Source organism: Methylocystis sp. sgz306128 (genome assembly GCF_056032725.1).
Genome location: NZ_JBVYWO010000005.1, coordinates 31,926 through 47,731 on the forward strand (window position 1 = coordinate 31,926; position 15,806 = coordinate 47,731).

Below are 15,806 nucleotides of genomic sequence, written 5' to 3' on the forward strand. Positions count from 1 at the left end.
GTTCTTATTGAACAATTATGCCGTGATCATGGCCTTCGGGTCAGGCGGCGCACGTCCGACAGCGATGGGTTGAAACCTGACGTTCTCGGGCGCGTTTTGTTTTGTGCGTATCTGTAACCCGCGCTGCCGGGTTTGCGGGTCGCGTGGTTTGAACCTGCCGCGCAGGCGAGAGGATGACACATGTTCGAGAGCCTCAGTTCCAAGCTCTCTTCGATTTTTGACACACTCACCCGGCGCGGCGCGCTGAGCGAGGAAGATGTCAATGTCGCCCTGCGCGAGGTGCGCCGCGCCCTGCTGGAGGCTGACGTCTCGCTTGATGTCGTGCGCGGCTTCACCGAAAAGGTGAAGGAACGGGCCATCGGCGCCAATGTCATTAAATCGGTGACGCCGGGCCAGATGGTGATCAAGATCGTCAACGACGTTCTTGTCGAAACGCTGGGTTCGGACGCCAGCCCGATCAATCTCGACGCCGCGCCGCCCGTGGCCATCATGATGGTGGGCTTGCAGGGCGCCGGCAAGACCACGACCACGGCCAAGATTGCCAAGCGTCTCTCCGAGCGCATGAAGCGCAAGGTGCTCATGGCCTCGCTCGACGTCAAGCGTCCGGCAGCGCAGGAACAACTGGCCGTTCTCGGACGTCAGGTCGGCATCGACACCTTGCCGATTATCGCCGGGCAGACACCGGTGCAGATCGCGAAGCGCGCTGAGGAAACCGCCCGCCTGCAGGGCTATGATGTGGTCATGCTCGATACGGCGGGCCGCACGCATATCGACGAGCCGCTCATGGCCGAAATGGCCGAGATCAAGGCCGCGAGCCGCCCGCATGAAATTCTGCTGGTCGCGGATGCGCTGACCGGTCAGGATGCCGTCAATCTCGCCCGCAATTTTCATGAGCGCGTTGGCATAACCGGAATTGTGCTCACCCGTGTCGATGGCGACGGGCGCGGCGGCGCGGCGCTCTCGATGCGCGCTGTCACCGGCCAGCCGATCAAGCTGATCGGTATCGGCGAAAAGGTCGACGATCTCGACGATTTCCATCCCGTGCGCATTGCCAACCGCATTCTGGGCATGGGCGACATTGTCAGCCTTGTGGAGAAGGCCGCCCAGACGATCGATGCCGAAAAGGCCATGCAGATCGCCGAGCGGATGAAAAAGGGCAAGTTCGACCTTGCCGATATGGCGGATCAGCTCGCGCAGGTGGAAAAAATGGGCGGGCTTGGCTCGCTGATGGGCATGTTGCCCGGCATGGGCAAGATGAAGGACCAGCTTGCGGGCAAGATCGACGACCGTATCATCAAGCGGCAGCGCGCGATCATCCTGTCCATGACGCCGAAGGAGCGGCGCAACCCCGATATTCTCAAGGCATCGCGCAAGAAGCGGATCGCCGCCGGTGCCGGCACGACTGTGGAAGAGGTCAACAAGCTTCTCAAGCAGCACCGCGCCACCGCCGACATGATGAAACAGATGGGTTCGGCCTCGGGCAAGGGGGCGCTTGGCAAGATGGCGTCCATGTTCGGCCTTGGCGGCGGAGCAGGCGGCATGATGCCCGGCGGCATGCCGTCGCCCGAGCAGATGGCGCAATTGCAGAAGCAGGTGCCGGGCCTGCCGAAATTGCCGGATGAGCCGCCGCCGGAACTCTTCGCCAAAGGCGCGCCCACATTGCCGAAACTGCCGGGTCTCGGCGGTCTTCCCGGTCTTGGCGGGTTTAATCCGTTCGGAAAGAAGAAGTGAATTCGTGCCTTGAACGCCAGGGTTCCCGTTCAAGGCCGCATGGTTCAGGGACTATCAAAGAAGGAAGTAAGCTATGTCGTTGAAAATTCGTCTCGCCCGCGGCGGCGCCAAGAAGCGTCCGTTCTACCGCATCATCGTTGCCGACTCGCGCATGCCGCGCGACGGCCGCTTCATCGAGCGTATCGGCACGTTCGATCCGCTGAAGAAGAAGGACGATGCGACCCGCCTCGTTCTCGATGTGGAAAAGGCCAAGGTCTGGATGGGCAAGGGCGCTCAGCCGACCGACCGCGTGCTGCGCCTGCTGGACAGCCTCGGTGTCGTCAGCCGCCCGGCTGGCAACAATCCCGAAAAGGCCAAGCCGAAGAAGAAGGCGCAGGAACGCGCTGCCGCCGCCGCTGCTGCTGCTGAAAAGGCCGCCGCCGCTGCCGAAGCACCGGCTGAATAATAAGTCTGCCGCTCTTCCTCATCCTTCGACAGGCTCTGTCCTTCGACAAGTTCAGGATGAGGCAAAATGTTGAGTCTTATCCGCCCCCGCCGAAGGGTGGGCGCTCATCATATCCCTCGCCCTGAGCAAGGGCGGGGGATATAGATCTTCTCCTCCTGCGTTGTCGAAGGGTGAGAAGAATTAACACCCCTCGATCGGGAGCTGCCGCCATGTCTGATCTGGTGCTCGTTGGCGTCTTTGGCGCAGCCCATGGGGTGCGCGGTGAAATTCGCCTGAAATCCTACACACAGGATCCCGCCGCCATCGGCGACTACGGCCCCGTGCAGACGAAGGACGGACGCATGTTCCGTCTTTCCGCGCTGCGTCATCTGAAAGACGACATGTTTGTCGCGCAGGTGGCCGGCATCAAGGACCGCGGCGCGGCGCAGGCGCTGACCAATCTCGAACTTTTCGTGCCGCGCGCGCAATTGCCGCCGCCGGACGAAGAAGAATTCTATTATTCCGATCTGATCGGCCTCAGGGCCGAGACCGGCGATGGCGATCTGATCGGCCATGTCCGCGCCCTGGAGAATTATGGCGCGGGGGATATTGTCGAAATAGCGCCGCCGGAGGGCGAGACGCTGCTTCTTCCGTTCACCAAGGCCGTCGTTCCGCTGGTCGATGTCGCCGGCGGGCGCATCGTGGTCAATCTGCCGGACCTGCTCGAGGGCGAGGCGGAATAGGCCATGGCTTTTGCCGCCACTGTTCTCACGCTGTATCCGGAGATGTTTCCCGGCCCGCTCGGCATGTCGCTGGCGGGCGACGGGCTGGCCCACGGCCTGTGGTCGCTGGAGGCGCGCAATATCCGCGATCATGGTCTTGGACGCCACCGCGCTGTCGACGACACACCGGCGGGCGGCGGCCCGGGCATGGTTTTGCGGGCGGATGTGCTGGCGGCTGGCCTCGATGCCCTGCCGCGCGACGAGCGCCCGCGCCTGCTCATGAGCCCGCGCGGACGGCCATTGCACCAGAGCGACGTGCGGCGCTGGAGTGCGGGGCCGGGGCTGGTTCTGGTATGCGGACGTTTTGAAGGCGTCGATGAGCGGGTGATTGGCGGGCGCGCCCTCGAAGAAGTATCCATCGGCGATTATGTGCTCTCCGGCGGCGAAATGGCGGCCTTTATCGTGCTGGACGCCTGTGTGCGGCTCATTCCCGGCATCATGGGCAAGGAGGCGTCCGGCCTTGAGGAAAGCCACGAGAGCGGTCTGCTCGAACATCCCCAGTACACGCGACCGCGCGAATGGGAGGGGCGCGCCATTCCCGATGTGCTGCTTTCGGGCGATCATGCGAAAATTGCGGCCTGGCGGCGCGCGCAGGCGGAGCGCCTGACGCAGGAGCGCCGTCCGGACATGGCGGCGAAATACGGCCTTCCGCCTCTCGACAAAGCCTGAACACTCGTGTAAGAGCAGCGCGCAACTGAAAACAAGCGTGCCGAAAACGCTGGCAGAGCCAAACGGAGTATGACAATGAACATTATTGAACAACTTGAAGCTGAACAGGCCGCAAAGCTGGCCGCAGTCCGCGAAACCCCCGATTTTCAGCCCGGCGACACCGTGATTGTCAATGTCAAGGTGAAGGAAGGCGAGCGTGTCCGCGTGCAGGCCTATGAAGGCGTGTGCATCGCCCGCAACGGCGGCGGCCTCAATGAAAGCTTCACCGTCCGCAAGATTTCCTATGGTGAAGGCGTCGAGCGCGTTTTCCCGGTCTTTTCGCCGATGATCGAGTCGATCAAGGTTGTGCGCCGTGGTGCCGTGCGCCGCGCCAAGCTCTATTACCTGCGCGACCGTCGCGGCAAATCGGCCCGTATCGCCGAGCGTACGGAGTCCGCCAGCGACAAGGCTGCCCGCATCGAAGCCAAGAAGGCAGCCAAGGCTGAAAAGTAAGGGTCTTTCCTCTTTTCTCGTTTCTTCGCGGCGCGTCCCCTCAAGGTCGCGCCGTTTGCATTTCAGGCGGCCAGAACAGGTGCGGCATGCAGATCAAGAAGGTCATTTTCGACACTGATCCGGGTATAGATGATGCGATGGCGCTGCTGTTTCTGCATCACGCGCCGCAGGTCGAACTGGTGGGCATAACCACAGTCATGGGCAATGCCGCAATCGGCATCACCACCCGCAATGCGTTGTATCTGAAGCAGAAATTCAATATTCCCGCGCCGGTGGCACAGGGGGCGGCATTGCCGCTGCTCGGCGTGTTTCATCCGGCGCCGGCCCATATTCACGGCGCTGACGGTCTTGGCGACATCGGCGTGCCGGAAATGACCGGCGTAATCGATCCGCGCCCGGCGCATCGGTTCATAATCGATCGGGTGCGGGCCAGCCCCAACGAGATTTCGCTTGTCGCGGTGGGCCGCATGACCAATCTGGCGCTGGCCTTGCGCGAGGCGCCGGATATTGCCGCGCTGGTTAAGGAGGTTGTCATCATGGGCGGGGCCTTCGGCCATCACGGCCATCTTGGCAATATCACCCCGGCCGCCGAGGCCAATATCCATGGCGACGTGCTGGCAGCGGACGAGATTTTCGCGGCGGACTGGCCGCTGACGGTCGTGGGCCTCGATGTCACCATGGAGACGGTGATGCGCCGTCCGCATCTTGAGGCGCTGCACCGGGATTGCGGCGAAACCGGCGCTTTCATCTGGGATATCACGCGGCTGTATGAGCGCTTCTATCATTCCTTCGGCGTCGAGGGCATCTGCGTGCATGATTCTTCCGCCGTGGGTTATCTGATCGCGCCGGAACTGTTCAGGACACGCACCGGCCCGATCCGCGTGGTGATGGACGGCATCGCCTATGGCCAGACCATCCAGAAATCCGATCTGCGGGCGCATGCGCCCTCGCCCTGGGACGGCAGGCCGTCGCATAAAATCTGCACCGATGTGCAGAGCGCGGCGCTTCTCGATCTCTATCGGGATACGATTATGGAAGGTGCCCGGGCCGCAGCGGTCTAGGCAGGCCTGTCTCCTTTGCTTGATCCGGCGCATGATCCGGGTTGAGACGGCTGCTTTACGTTGATGTGGTGAGGTGAAGAATGGCTCTGGAGTTGCGCCCCAATTGCGAATATTGCGACAAGGATCTGCCGCCTCATGCTCCTGAGGCGCGGATATGCACGTTTGAATGCACGTTCTGCGCGGATTGCGTCGAGACGCATCTGCACAATGTCTGCCCCAATTGCGGCGGTGGCTTTGCGCCGCGTCCCATCCGCCCGGCGACGGGATGGCGTGAAGGTCTGAGCGTCGCCAAACGTCCGCCTTCGACCCGGCGCGTGCACCTGTCCTATTCCAAAGCGGATATTGCCGCCTTCAGCATGAGGGTGCGGAATGTGCCGCCGGAGAGGCGCTGAGACGTTTCACTTGGAATTTATACCCGTCTCGATTATATGACGGTCAAACCGGGTTCACAGAGTTAGGTTGAAAATGACCAAAGCACGCACACTTTACGACAAGATCTGGGACGACCATGTCGTCGATACACAGGAAGACGGCACCTGCCTGCTCTATATCGACCGCCATCTCGTGCATGAAGTGACCAGTCCGCAGGCGTTCGAGGGCTTGCGCATGACAGGCCGCAAGGTGCGCGCGCCCTCGAAGACGCTGGCCGTGGTTGACCATAATGTGCCGACCACCGACCGTTCGAAAGGCATTTCCGACCCGGAAAGCCGCATACAGGTCGCTCAGCTCGCTGAAAATGCCCGCGAATTTGGCATCGAATATTATTCCGAGCTTGATCGCCGTCAGGGTGTCGTGCACATCATCGGCCCGGAGCAGGGGTTCACGCTGCCCGGCACCACCATTGTATGCGGCGACAGCCACACCTCCACGCATGGCGCTTTCGGCGCGCTGGCCCACGGCATCGGCACCTCGGAAGTGGAGCATGTGCTCGCCACCCAGACGCTGATTCAGGCCAAGGCCAAGAACATGCGCGTCACGGTGGACGGCGTGCTGCCGGAAGGCTGCACCGCCAAGGACATCGTGCTCGCCATCATCGGCAAGATCGGCACGGCGGGCGGTACCGGCCATGTCATTGAATATGCGGGCGAGGCGATCCGTGCCCTGTCTATGGAAGGCCGCATGACGGTCTGCAACATGTCGATTGAAGGCGGCGCGCGCGCCGGCCTCATCGCGCCCGATGAAAAGACTTTTGCCTACCTCAAGGATCGCCCGAAGGCGCCGAAGGGCGCAGCCTGGGATCAGGCGGTGCATTACTGGTCGCAGTTGCACACCGATGAAGGCGCGCATTTCGACAGCGAGATTCATCTCAATGCTGCCGATATTGCGCCCATCGTCACCTGGGGCACCAGCCCGCAGGACGTGGCCAGCATTGACGGCACTGTGCCGCGTGCGGAGGACGCTCAGGACGAGCAGAAGCGCGCCACCATCAAGCGCGCGCTTGATTACATGGGCCTCAAGGGCGGCGAGAAGATGACGGATATTGCCATCGACCGCGTGTTCATCGGCTCATGCACCAACGGACGCATCGAAGATCTGCGCGCCGCCGCCAAGGTGGTTGCGGGCAAGCATGTGGCTGCCAGCGTGAACGCCATGGTCGTGCCGGGCTCGGGCCTGGTGAAGGCGCAGGCCGAAGCCGAAGGACTGGACAAGATCTTCAAGGATGCCGGTTTTGAATGGCGCGAGCCGGGCTGCTCCATGTGTCTTGCCATGAACCCGGACAAGCTGGCGCCGCATGAGCGCTGTGCATCGACATCGAACCGCAATTTCGAGGGCCGTCAGGGCTTCAAGGGCCGCACGCACCTCGTCTCGCCCGCCATGGCGGCCGCGGCGGCCATTGCCGGCCATTTCGTGGATGTGCGCAAATTCTGATCCGGTATCGGATGAGACAACAAAAAACCCCGCCGGAGAGGCGGGGTTTTTTTTATGTGGTGAATATCAGTTGACGCTGGTGACAAGCCGGTGCGGCGGCACGGGCACATCCGCCGGCTGCGGCGAGGCTGGCTCGCTGACGGGGATATTCGATGCTGTCGTGTCATCCTGTCCGAACGGCAGCCATTTCTTGAAGAAGGACGACACTGTTCCGGCGCTGGCCGTCTGGGTTGGCTTGAAGCTGGCCGGCGTTGTCTCCGGGGCCTGCGTGAAGGACAGCAACCCGCCCGACGCGGGTGCGGGGCTTGCCGCTGCCGGAGCGGCGCTCGCCACTTTGGCGGCGGGCGCGCTGGCCTGCTGCACCGGAGCAGGGGCCTTGACCGGCTTGCCGTTGTTATCGAGCACGATTTCAGTCGGGCCTTCGGCGATGGCTTCGGGACGGCTCATCTCGGTGACGCGGTCACGGAATTCGGGATTTTGTCCGCCGTCCTGATAGACGAGTTCGATCGGCTTGACGCCGCTGGCGACAAGGCTGGCGACCTCGCGCTCATCCTTGGCGTCCTTGGCCGCGACTTCGGCAGCCAGCTGGTCATCCATTTTCAGGGGCGGGCAAGCGGCGACGGGATCAAGATGCCCGCCATTGGCCGCCTGCACATCGAAGACGTAGCGCTTGCCGCAGACACCCACCTGAGGTTCCCGCTTCGTGATTTCGAAATGGTCGGACCCTTCCTTCAGGTTACGCCAGAACGGCATGTTCGGGTCCAGCCGGTGCTTGGCCAGATTTTCCGCCGTCATATGGAACGGGAAGGATTCCATCTGGATGGCACGCTGGCCGCCGTGGAAGGCCTCGCGCGCGATGGCGTAGATCTCGCCCATCTGCTGGTTGGTCATGGAATAACAGCCCGCCGAGGAGCAGATGCCATGCACCATGATTGCCCCGCCCGAGCGCCCATAGGCGCGGTCATAGGCATTGGGGTAACCCACGTTGAACGAGAGATAATAGGCTGAGTTCGGATTCATCTGGCCGGGAGTGATCGTGTAGAAGCCCTCCGGAACCTGACGATCGCCCTCGCGCTTCTTGGGCCCGAGCTGGCCGGACCAGCGGCACATGGGGAAAGTCTTCAGGAAGACATAGGTGCCGTCCGGCTTCTGTTTCCAGATTTCGAGTTCCGCTTCTTTCTTGAAGGTGCGGATCAGGACGGGCGAATCGACGCTGACACCCTTTTCGTTCATCAGGGCCATGGTCTTGGCCGGGATTGGCTGGGTCGCCTTGGCGGACGGACTGAAGGTCGAGTCCTCGCAACCGGCGAGGCTCAGACCAATGGCGCTGACCGCTGCCACGAGAGCCAGCTGTCTCACCTTCGCGAAGTCTTGTCTCATGGCCAAATATTCATCCTTTTGAAATCAGCAGCGTCAATTCCGGACATATGGTTCAATTTAATGTGAAAACAATCATTAACCAAGAGCCTTGAGATGCCGTTTTTCAACCGATATGGTGAATGATCTCTTAATAAAAGCCAAGAAATATTCCTGGCTCAGACAATCTGACCCATTTTGAGAAACTTGTCGGCGCGCTGGGCGCGAATTTTGCCCTTCGGCACTTTGGCGAGATCGTCCAGCGCCTTGGCCAGCGCCTTGCCTGTCGCGGCGATGGCGGCGGCCGGATCGGCATGGGCGCCGCCTGTCGGCTCGGGAATGATGGTATCGATTATACCGAACTTCAGCAGGTCCTGAGCCGTGATCTTCATATTTGTGGCTGCGTCCTGCGCGCGGCCGGAATCGCGCCACAGGATCGAGGCGGACGCCTCGGGCGAAGCCACGGTATAGATGGAATGCTCCAGCATGAGCACCTGATTGCAGCTTGCGATCGCCACGGCACCGCCCGAGCCGCCCTCGCCGATCACAACCGCTATATTGGGCACATTGAGCGCCAGAGCGGCGTCTGTCGAGCGGGCGATGGCTTCGGCCTGTCCGCGCTCCTCGGCATCGATGCCGGGGAATGCGCCGGCCGTGTCCACCAGCGAAATGACGGGCAGGCGAAATCTCTCGGCCATTTCCATCAGACGGACGGCCTTGCGGTAACCTTCCGGGCGGGCCATGCCGAAATTGTGCCGCAGGCGCGATGCGGTGTCCGAGCCCTTCTCCTGACCGATGATCATCACCGATGCGCCGCGGAAACGGCCGATGCCGCCGATGATGGCCTCATCCTCGGCAAAATGCCGGTCGCCCGCCAGCGGCGTGAAATCCTCGATCAGGCCGCGCACGTAATCGGAAAAATGCGGGCGCTGCGGATGGCGCGCCACCTGCGTCTTCTGCCAGGGGGTCAGATTGGTGTAGAGATCGGCCAGCGCCTTGCTGGCCTTGGCCTGCAGGCGGGTGAGTTCCTCGCCGATGGCGACGCCATTGCCTGACATGGCGCGCAGTTCCTCGACCTTGGCTTCGAGTTCGGCAACGGGCTTTTCAAAGTCGAGATAGCTGCGCATTCAATGTTCACTTTTGCTTGTTCAAAGGTGCCGGAAACTGACGATTTCAGCTTTGCAAGTCAAGTTCCCTGCGTGAATTGTCATTTGTTCTTACCAGCATCCGCGCCATTATTCAAAGGATGAAGATCGCGCACCATGGCTTTCATCCGTTCGTCCAGCACGTGGGTGTAGATCTGCGTGGTGGAAATATCGGCATGACCGAGCAGTTCCTGCACGATGCGCAGGTCGGCGCCATTTTGCAGCAGATGGCTGGCAAAGGCGTGGCGCAGCACATGGGGCGAGAGGCGCGCGGGCGCTATGCCGGCACGCGCGCCGACATCCTTGAGGTCGCGGGCGAATGCCTGCCGGGTGATGTGGCCGGTATCGCTGTCGGCGGGAAAGAGCCATTTGCCCTTCTCCGGCGCTGGCTGAAGCAGCGCGCGCGCCGCGAGATAATCCTGCATGGCGGCGCGGGCCGGCTCTGAGAGCGGCACAAGGCGCTCGCGCCCGCCCTTGCCGGCGACTGTGAGATAATCGAGCCGCGTGCGCGCGGCAGAGGCGGGAAGGGCCACCAGTTCCGAGACGCGAAGGCCCGTGGCATAGAGAAGTTCGATGAGACAGATCAGTCTGGCGCGGCGCATCGCCGCAAAGGGGCTTTCCTTGTCTTTTGCGGCGGCGCGCGCGGACCGGAGAAGATGGTCCACTTCATCCATTGTCAGCACTTTGGGCAGAGGGCGGCCCTGACGCGGGCCATCGAGCACAAGGGCCGGGTCGTCGCTGCGCTGGTTCTCGGCATAGAGAAAACGATGGAACTGCCGCACGGCGGAGAGGCGCCGCGCCGCCGAGGACGGCTTGAAGCCGCGCGCGTTCAGATCGGCGAGATAGCTCTGAATGTCCTTCGTCGTGACATTCAGCGGATCGAACCCCTCGTCGGCGAGAAAATCGAGATAATCGGCAAGATCGCGTTCATAGGCCGCCAGAGTGTTGGCGCTGGCGCCCCGCTCGGCGGCGATCATCTCCAGAAAGGCCGCGGCGAGCCGCGCGGGCGTTTTCATTTGCCGGAATTGAGCTTTGAGGCGGGAACGACCTGCGTGATTTCATGTTGCTGCGGCACCACGAAGGTGACCAGCGCAAAGACGGCGCCATATCCAAGCCCGGCCAGCACGGCAATGGTCACAAGAAAGCGGATCAGGCTCGGCACGCGCGGTCTTTCCTTTAGGTCAAGCGTCGGTGGCCAATATGTGAGCGTGCCAGAAGGAAAATGCAAGCCGTCCGCCGCAGGCCGTTCTTTGGTGCGGTTTCCGGGCATTATTTCGCTTCGCCCCCTCAAATTTTGGCGAAACTGTGTTAAGCACGGGGCATGATACATTCTACTCACTCTTCTCACAGCGGGAGCGTGTCTTCCGATCTGAACAAATTTGTTCCCGATGCCCGGGCGCGGACGCTTGTTGTCGCGCTGGGCGACAAATCCATTGTGCTGGTGGGCATGATGGGCGCTGGCAAGACATCGGTCGGCAAGAGGCTGGCCGCGCGTCTGGGCCTTGAATTTGTCGATGCCGATGCTGAAATCGAAGCGGCGCATCGCATGACTGTTCCCGAAATCTTTGCGCGCCATGGCGAGCCCTATTTCCGCGAGGGCGAACGCAAGGTGGTGGCCCGTCTGCTTGAAAGCGGCCCGAAGGTGATCGCTACAGGCGGCGGCGCTTTCATCCAGCCGGCGACGCGCGCCCGAATCGGCGAAAAAGGCATTTCCATCTGGCTCCGGGCCGATTTTGATGTGCTGATGCGCCGGGTGCGCAAGAAGAGCAACCGCCCGCTGCTGCAGACGCCCGATCCGGAGGGCACGTTGATGCGCCTCATTGAGGAGCGCTATCCGGTCTATGCGCAGGCCGATCACGAGGTGCTGTCCAAGGACGGCCCGCATGAAATTGTCATCGAGAGCATCATGCGCGCGCTGGAGGCGCGGTTCGGGCTGGCCACGCACAAGGACACCGCCGACGTGTGCCTGAAGGTGGGGCTGGGCGCGCGCGCCTACGATATCTGGATCGGCGATCATGTGCTCGCCAGCGCGGGGGAGAGAATCGCGGCGCTCGCGCCAAAATCCAATTGCGCTATCGTCACCGATGCCAACGTCGCGCAGATTCACCTGCCCGCGCTGCAGGCAAGCCTTGAGGCGGCAGGCATCCGCTCCACGCCCGTCATCGTGCCGCCGGGCGAGAGTTCCAAATCCTATGCGCAGTTCGAGCGCGTCTGCGATGCGATCATTGCCGCCAAGCTGGAGCGGCGCGATATTGTCGTGGCGCTGGGCGGCGGCGTCGTCGGCGATCTGGCGGGTTTTGCCGCAGCTTCCGTGCGCCGCGGCATGCGCTTCGTACAGGTGCCGACATCGCTGCTCTCGCAGGTGGATTCGTCGGTCGGCGGCAAGACCGGAATCAATTCCCCGCATGGCAAGAATCTCATCGGCGCGTTCTACCAGCCCGCGCTGGTGCTGGCCGATACATCCTGCCTCGATACGCTGCCCATCCGCGAATTTCGTGCCGGTTATGCGGAAGTTGCCAAATATGGCCTGATCGACGATCCGGATTTCTTTTACTGGCTGGAGCATAACTGGCGCGAAGTTTTCGCCGGAGGCGCGGCCCGGCAGGAGGCCATCGCCCGCAGTTGCGCCGCCAAGGCTGCGGTCGTGGAGCGCGATGAATTTGAAACCGGCGACCGCGCCCTGCTCAACCTCGGCCACACATTCGGCCATGCTTTCGAACGCCTGACGCATTACGACAGCGCCAAGCTCGTGCATGGCGAGGGCGTGGCGATCGGCATGTGCTGCGCGTTCCGGTTTTCGGTGCGGCAGGGATTGTGCCCCGGGCAGGATGCCGGGCGCGTAGAGCAGCATCTGCGTCAGGTCGGCCTGCCGACACGGATCAGGGATATCGATCAGAACCTGAGCGCAGAAGCCATTCTTGATGCCATGTTCCAGGACAAGAAGGTGGAGCGCGGCGCGCTGACCTTCATTCTGGCGCGCGGCATCGGCCAGAGTTTCATCGCCAAAAATGTGCCGGCAGAGGATGTCCGCGCGTTTCTGGCTGAAGATCTTGCATTGGAGGGCCTTGCGCATGGCCGCTAACCTGTGGATCGATCTTGGCATCGTGCTGGTCAGCCTGCTGCTTTCGGCGTTTTTTGCCGGGGCGGAGACGGCGGTCACGGCATCTTCAAGGGCGCGGATGCATGCGCTCGAACTGAATGGCGACAAAAATGCCGCCATCGTCAACCGGCTGATGCTGTCGCGCGACCGCTTCATCGGCGCCATGCTGCTCGGCAACCAGATGGTCAATATCGGTGCGGCGGCGCTGACAACCAATGTGCTGGTGGGGCTTTTCGGCGAGCGCGGCGTATTTTACGCCACGGCGATCATCACCGCGCTGGTGGTGGTCTTTGCCGAAGTCATGCCCAAGACCATTGCCATCAATGCGCCGGACCGGATGTCCCTAATGCTGGCGCGGGGCATTGCGTTCTTCGTCGCTTTGTTCGGCCCGGTCCTGTTCGCCATCGAGGCGCTGGTCAGACTGGTTCTGCGCCCTTTTGGCATGGAACATGGCGAACATGAATTTTTGCTCTCCGGCCATGAGGAACTCAAGGGCGCGGTCGACCTGCTGCACCGGGAGGGCGGCGTCGAGCGCTCCGACCGCGACATGGTCGGCGGCCTGCTCGATCTCAAGGATCTTGAGGTTTCGGACGTGATGATCCACCGCACGAAGATGCGCACCATCAGCCTGCATCTGCCAGCGGAGGAGCTGGTGCGCGAAGTGCTGGCCTCGCCCTATACGCGGCTGCCGCTCTGGCGGGACAATCCCGACAATATTGTCGGCGTCATTCACGCCAAGGATCTGCTGCGTGCCTATGATTCGGCCAAGGGCGATGCGTCAAGGCTGAATATTGCCGATATCGCGCTCGATCCGTGGTTTGTGCCGGCAACGACCCGGCTGCAGGATCAGCTTCAGGCCTTTCTGAAACGTAAAACCCATTTTGCGCTTGTCGTCGATGAATATGGCGAGGTGATGGGCCTCGTGACGCTGGAGGATATTCTTGAGGAGATCGTCGGCGACATCAAGGACGAGCACGATCTTGCCGTGCAGGGCATGCGCCTGCAGCCGGACGGCTCGGTGAATGTCGATGGTTCGGTGCCGATCCGCGACCTCAACCGGGTGATGGACTGGGACCTCCCGGATGAGGAAGCCACCACGATCGCCGGCCTGGTGATCCATGCCGCGCGGGCCATTCCGGAGGTCGGGCAGATCTTCACATTTTATGGCTTTCGCATTCAGGTTCTGCGCAAAAACCGCAACCGAATCACGCTGCTGCGCATCTCCCGCGCCGGGCAGGATAATGGCAAGCCCTCATGATTGCGCGATGAACCGCGCAAAAACGGCCAATGTCTCATCCGAAACATAATGCTCTATGCCTTCCGCATCCGTCTCGGCAATGTCGGGGCTTACGCCGATCCTGATCAGGAAGGCCACGACAAGGCGATGGCGCATCCGCGCGCGCTCGGCCAGCGCCTGCCCTTCGGGGGTGAGAAAAATTCCGCGATAGGGCTTTGATGTCGCCAGACCCTCGCGTTTCATGCGCGCCACGGTCTTGATGGCGGTGGCATGGGAGACGCCGAGGCGGCGGGCGATGTCGGTGGCGCGCGCCTCGCCGGTATTGGCGGCCAGATCGGAAATCAGCTCGGCATAATCCTCAAGCAGGGCGGCGGCGCGCGCGTGGCGCGTCTTGCTGAAGCGCCCAGCCTGGACAATCTCTGTCGGCAGAGCGGATTTTGCCTTTCTTTCCGTCATAGCCCTTCATAGAAGTTTTTCGCCATTCCGCAAAGAGGCCTTGAATACCGGGCGCTTTTCACTAGATTGTAGCCAAGGCTACATTCTACATCCATGGCTTGATCAATGCGAAGGACGACATGGCTTCGATGAATCCGGGCAAGAGTTGGACGGAGCAGGTGGTTGCCCGCGGCCAGAGCGTGCTGGACGGCCAGCTGCGCGGCTGGCGGGCCGCCTTACCGTTTATCGGGCCGAGTCTTGTCGCGTCCGTCGCTTATGTCGACCCCGGCAATTTTGCCACGAATATCGAAGCGGGCGCGAGTTATGGCCTCATGCTGCTGTGGGTGGTGCTGCTGGCCAATGTCATGGCGATGCTGTTTCAGGCGGTCTCGGCGCGGATCGGCATCGTCACCGACAAGAGTCTCGCCACGCTCAGCCGCGATCATTTTCCGCGCCCCGTGGTCATCGCCATGTGGATATTTGCCGAAATCGGCGCCATGGCGACTGATCTGGCTGAATTTCTGGGCGGCGCTATTGGTCTGCAACTGCTGCTCGGCCTGCCGCTGCTGATCAGCCTTGTCGTCATGGGCATCGGCACTTTCGCGGCCCTTCTCATTCAGCAGCGGGGCTTTCGTCCGCTGGAAATTCTCATTGCCGGATTTGTCGGTCTTATCGGCCTTGCCTATCTCGCCGAACTGATGATTGCGCCGCCGGACTGGCTTGATTTTGCCAGATCCGCAGTGGTGCCGCGTCTGGCGGGCGGGCATAGCGTGACGCTGGCGGTCGGTATCATCGGCGCGACGGTGATGCCGCATGTGCTCTATCTGCATTCCAGCCTGATGGCCGGACGCATCCCCGTGCGCCATCATGCCGACCGGCATAAGCTGATCTCCTATTCCAACCGCGAGGTGGTGGCGGCGCTCGGGCTGGCGGGTCTGATCAACATGGCCATGCTGGCCATGGCGGCGCAGGCATTTCACGCCAATGCCGCCGGCGTGGCCGATATTGCCAGCGCCTACAAGACGCTGACGCCGCTGCTGGGCGCGGGCGCGGCGGCGCTGTTCATGACGGCCCTGCTCAGTTCGGGGTTCTCCAGCTCTGTCGTTGGCACCATGGCGGGGCAGGTGATCATGCAGGATTTCGTCGGGTTCTCCATACCGCTCTGGCTGCGCCGCATCATCACCATGGCGCCAAGCTTTGTCATTGTCGCTATGGGCTATGACGAGACGAGGGCGCTGGTCAACAGCCAGGTGGTGCTCAGCCTCGTTCTGCCGGTGCCGGTGATCAGCATGCTGATGATCGCGCGCAATCCGCGGATCATGGGTGCCTTTGCGCTGAGCCGCCGCTTTCTGGCGGCCGTTATCTCCGCCGCCATCATCGTTCTGGCGCTGAATTTTCTGCTGCTGGCGCAGACGATCGGCGCCTTGTGAGCTTCGATCTGCAAAAAAAGAATAGTTGAATTTTTTGCCGGATGCTACAAATGCGCCGGATCGAACAGCGGAGTT

Annotated in this window: 16 protein-coding genes; 11 read left to right on the top strand and 5 right to left on the bottom strand. The window is 61.9% G+C overall.

Annotated elements, in window-relative coordinates:
- Nucleotides 1–180 precede the first annotated feature (180 nt).
- The 8 genes from ffh to leuC all read left to right on the top strand — a co-directional run bounded on the left by ffh (nt 181) and on the right by leuC (nt 7,028).
- On the top strand, nt 181–1,731 hold the full coding sequence (ffh, locus tag AC0N03_RS09760; RefSeq protein ID WP_474288520.1) for a signal recognition particle protein: 1,551 nt from the start codon (nt 181–183) through the stop codon (nt 1,729–1,731).
- Between the two features lie 73 nt (nt 1,732–1,804).
- The gene (gene rpsP, locus AC0N03_RS09765; RefSeq protein WP_474288521.1) at nt 1,805–2,176 is read left to right on the top strand and encodes a 30S ribosomal protein S16; all 372 of its coding nucleotides are present in this window, start codon (nt 1,805–1,807) and stop codon (nt 2,174–2,176) included.
- Nucleotides 2,177–2,385: 209 nt separating this feature from the next.
- The gene (gene rimM, locus AC0N03_RS09770; RefSeq protein WP_474288522.1) at nt 2,386–2,898 is read left to right on the top strand and encodes a ribosome maturation factor RimM; all 513 of its coding nucleotides are present in this window, start codon (nt 2,386–2,388) and stop codon (nt 2,896–2,898) included.
- Between the two features lie 3 nt (nt 2,899–2,901).
- Nucleotides 2,902–3,606: a tRNA (guanosine(37)-N1)-methyltransferase TrmD gene (gene trmD, locus AC0N03_RS09775; protein ID WP_474288523.1), complete on the top strand. Its 705-nt coding sequence runs from the start codon at nt 2,902–2,904 to the stop codon at nt 3,604–3,606.
- Nucleotides 3,607–3,681: 75 nt separating this feature from the next.
- On the top strand, nt 3,682–4,098 hold the full coding sequence (rplS, locus tag AC0N03_RS09780) for a 50S ribosomal protein L19 (protein WP_474288525.1): 417 nt from the start codon (nt 3,682–3,684) through the stop codon (nt 4,096–4,098).
- 92 nt (nt 4,099–4,190) lie between these two features.
- Nucleotides 4,191–5,159, top strand: coding sequence for a nucleoside hydrolase (locus AC0N03_RS09785; protein ID WP_474288741.1), 969 nt, complete (start codon nt 4,191–4,193; stop codon nt 5,157–5,159).
- 80 nt (nt 5,160–5,239) lie between these two features.
- The gene (locus AC0N03_RS09790) at nt 5,240–5,551 is read left to right on the top strand and encodes a DUF1272 domain-containing protein (RefSeq protein WP_474288526.1); all 312 of its coding nucleotides are present in this window, start codon (nt 5,240–5,242) and stop codon (nt 5,549–5,551) included.
- A gap of 73 nt (nt 5,552–5,624) precedes the next feature.
- Entirely contained in the window at nt 5,625–7,028 is a 1,404-nt protein-coding gene (leuC, locus tag AC0N03_RS09795; RefSeq protein ID WP_474288528.1) for a 3-isopropylmalate dehydratase large subunit, read from the top strand.
- 66 nt (nt 7,029–7,094) lie between these two features.
- Here leuC and AC0N03_RS09800 read toward each other — a convergent pair whose 3' ends face one another.
- The 4 genes from AC0N03_RS09800 to AC0N03_RS09815 form a co-directional block, all read right to left on the bottom strand.
- On the bottom strand, nt 7,095–8,408 hold the full coding sequence (locus AC0N03_RS09800; protein WP_474288529.1) for a L,D-transpeptidase family protein: 1,314 nt from the start codon (nt 8,406–8,408) through the stop codon (nt 7,095–7,097).
- A 155-nt stretch (nt 8,409–8,563) separates the two neighbouring features.
- Nucleotides 8,564–9,511 carry an acetyl-CoA carboxylase carboxyltransferase subunit alpha gene (locus AC0N03_RS09805; protein WP_474288530.1) on the bottom strand — a complete coding sequence of 316 codons (948 nt, stop codon included), beginning with the start codon at nt 9,509–9,511 and terminating at the stop codon, nt 8,564–8,566.
- Nucleotides 9,512–9,591: 80 nt separating this feature from the next.
- Nucleotides 9,592–10,545 (bottom strand): site-specific tyrosine recombinase XerD, encoded by a 954-nt coding sequence (xerD, locus tag AC0N03_RS09810; RefSeq protein WP_474288531.1) that lies wholly within the window; start codon nt 10,543–10,545, stop codon nt 9,592–9,594.
- Entirely contained in the window at nt 10,542–10,691 is a 150-nt protein-coding gene (locus AC0N03_RS09815; protein ID WP_474288532.1) for a histidine kinase, read from the bottom strand. The genes xerD and AC0N03_RS09815 overlap by 4 nt, the downstream gene beginning before the upstream one ends.
- A gap of 159 nt (nt 10,692–10,850) precedes the next feature.
- On the opposite strand from AC0N03_RS09815, the gene aroB reads away from it, so the two are divergent.
- Both aroB and AC0N03_RS09825 read left to right on the top strand, forming a co-directional pair.
- Nucleotides 10,851–12,611, top strand: coding sequence for a 3-dehydroquinate synthase (gene aroB / locus AC0N03_RS09820; RefSeq protein ID WP_474288533.1), 1,761 nt, complete (start codon nt 10,851–10,853; stop codon nt 12,609–12,611).
- Nucleotides 12,601–13,887 (top strand): HlyC/CorC family transporter, encoded by a 1,287-nt coding sequence (locus AC0N03_RS09825; RefSeq protein ID WP_474288534.1) that lies wholly within the window; start codon nt 12,601–12,603, stop codon nt 13,885–13,887. The genes aroB and AC0N03_RS09825 overlap by 11 nt, the downstream gene beginning before the upstream one ends.
- Here the strand turns inward: AC0N03_RS09825 and mntR are convergent.
- Entirely contained in the window at nt 13,882–14,322 is a 441-nt protein-coding gene (gene mntR, locus AC0N03_RS09830) for a manganese-binding transcriptional regulator MntR (protein ID WP_474288535.1), read from the bottom strand. The genes AC0N03_RS09825 and mntR overlap by 6 nt on opposite strands.
- A 119-nt stretch (nt 14,323–14,441) precedes the next feature.
- On the opposite strand from mntR, the gene AC0N03_RS09835 reads away from it, so the two are divergent.
- Entirely contained in the window at nt 14,442–15,731 is a 1,290-nt protein-coding gene (locus AC0N03_RS09835) for an Nramp family divalent metal transporter (protein ID WP_474288536.1), read from the top strand.
- Nucleotides 15,732–15,806 lie beyond the last annotated feature (75 nt).

Coding starts and splice junctions, on each gene's coding strand:
- rpsP (WP_474288521.1), top strand. CDS start 1,805: ATGTCGTTGAAAATTCGTCTCGCCCGCGGCGGCGCCAAGAAGCGTCCG.
- ffh (WP_474288520.1), top strand. CDS start 181: ATGTTCGAGAGCCTCAGTTCCAAGCTCTCTTCGATTTTTGACACACTC.
- AC0N03_RS09790 (WP_474288526.1), top strand. CDS start 5,240: ATGGCTCTGGAGTTGCGCCCCAATTGCGAATATTGCGACAAGGATCTG.
- aroB (WP_474288533.1), top strand. CDS start 10,851: ATGATACATTCTACTCACTCTTCTCACAGCGGGAGCGTGTCTTCCGAT.
- trmD (WP_474288523.1), top strand. CDS start 2,902: ATGGCTTTTGCCGCCACTGTTCTCACGCTGTATCCGGAGATGTTTCCC.
- rimM (WP_474288522.1), top strand. CDS start 2,386: ATGTCTGATCTGGTGCTCGTTGGCGTCTTTGGCGCAGCCCATGGGGTG.
- AC0N03_RS09835 (WP_474288536.1), top strand. CDS start 14,442: ATGGCTTCGATGAATCCGGGCAAGAGTTGGACGGAGCAGGTGGTTGCC.
- rplS (WP_474288525.1), top strand. CDS start 3,682: ATGAACATTATTGAACAACTTGAAGCTGAACAGGCCGCAAAGCTGGCC.
- AC0N03_RS09800 (WP_474288529.1), bottom strand. CDS start 8,408: ATGAGACAAGACTTCGCGAAGGTGAGACAGCTGGCTCTCGTGGCAGCG.
- AC0N03_RS09805 (WP_474288530.1), bottom strand. CDS start 9,511: ATGCGCAGCTATCTCGACTTTGAAAAGCCCGTTGCCGAACTCGAAGCC.
- xerD (WP_474288531.1), bottom strand. CDS start 10,545: ATGAAAACGCCCGCGCGGCTCGCCGCGGCCTTTCTGGAGATGATCGCC.
- mntR (WP_474288535.1), bottom strand. CDS start 14,322: ATGACGGAAAGAAAGGCAAAATCCGCTCTGCCGACAGAGATTGTCCAG.
- AC0N03_RS09825 (WP_474288534.1), top strand. CDS start 12,601: ATGGCCGCTAACCTGTGGATCGATCTTGGCATCGTGCTGGTCAGCCTG.
- leuC (WP_474288528.1), top strand. CDS start 5,625: ATGACCAAAGCACGCACACTTTACGACAAGATCTGGGACGACCATGTC.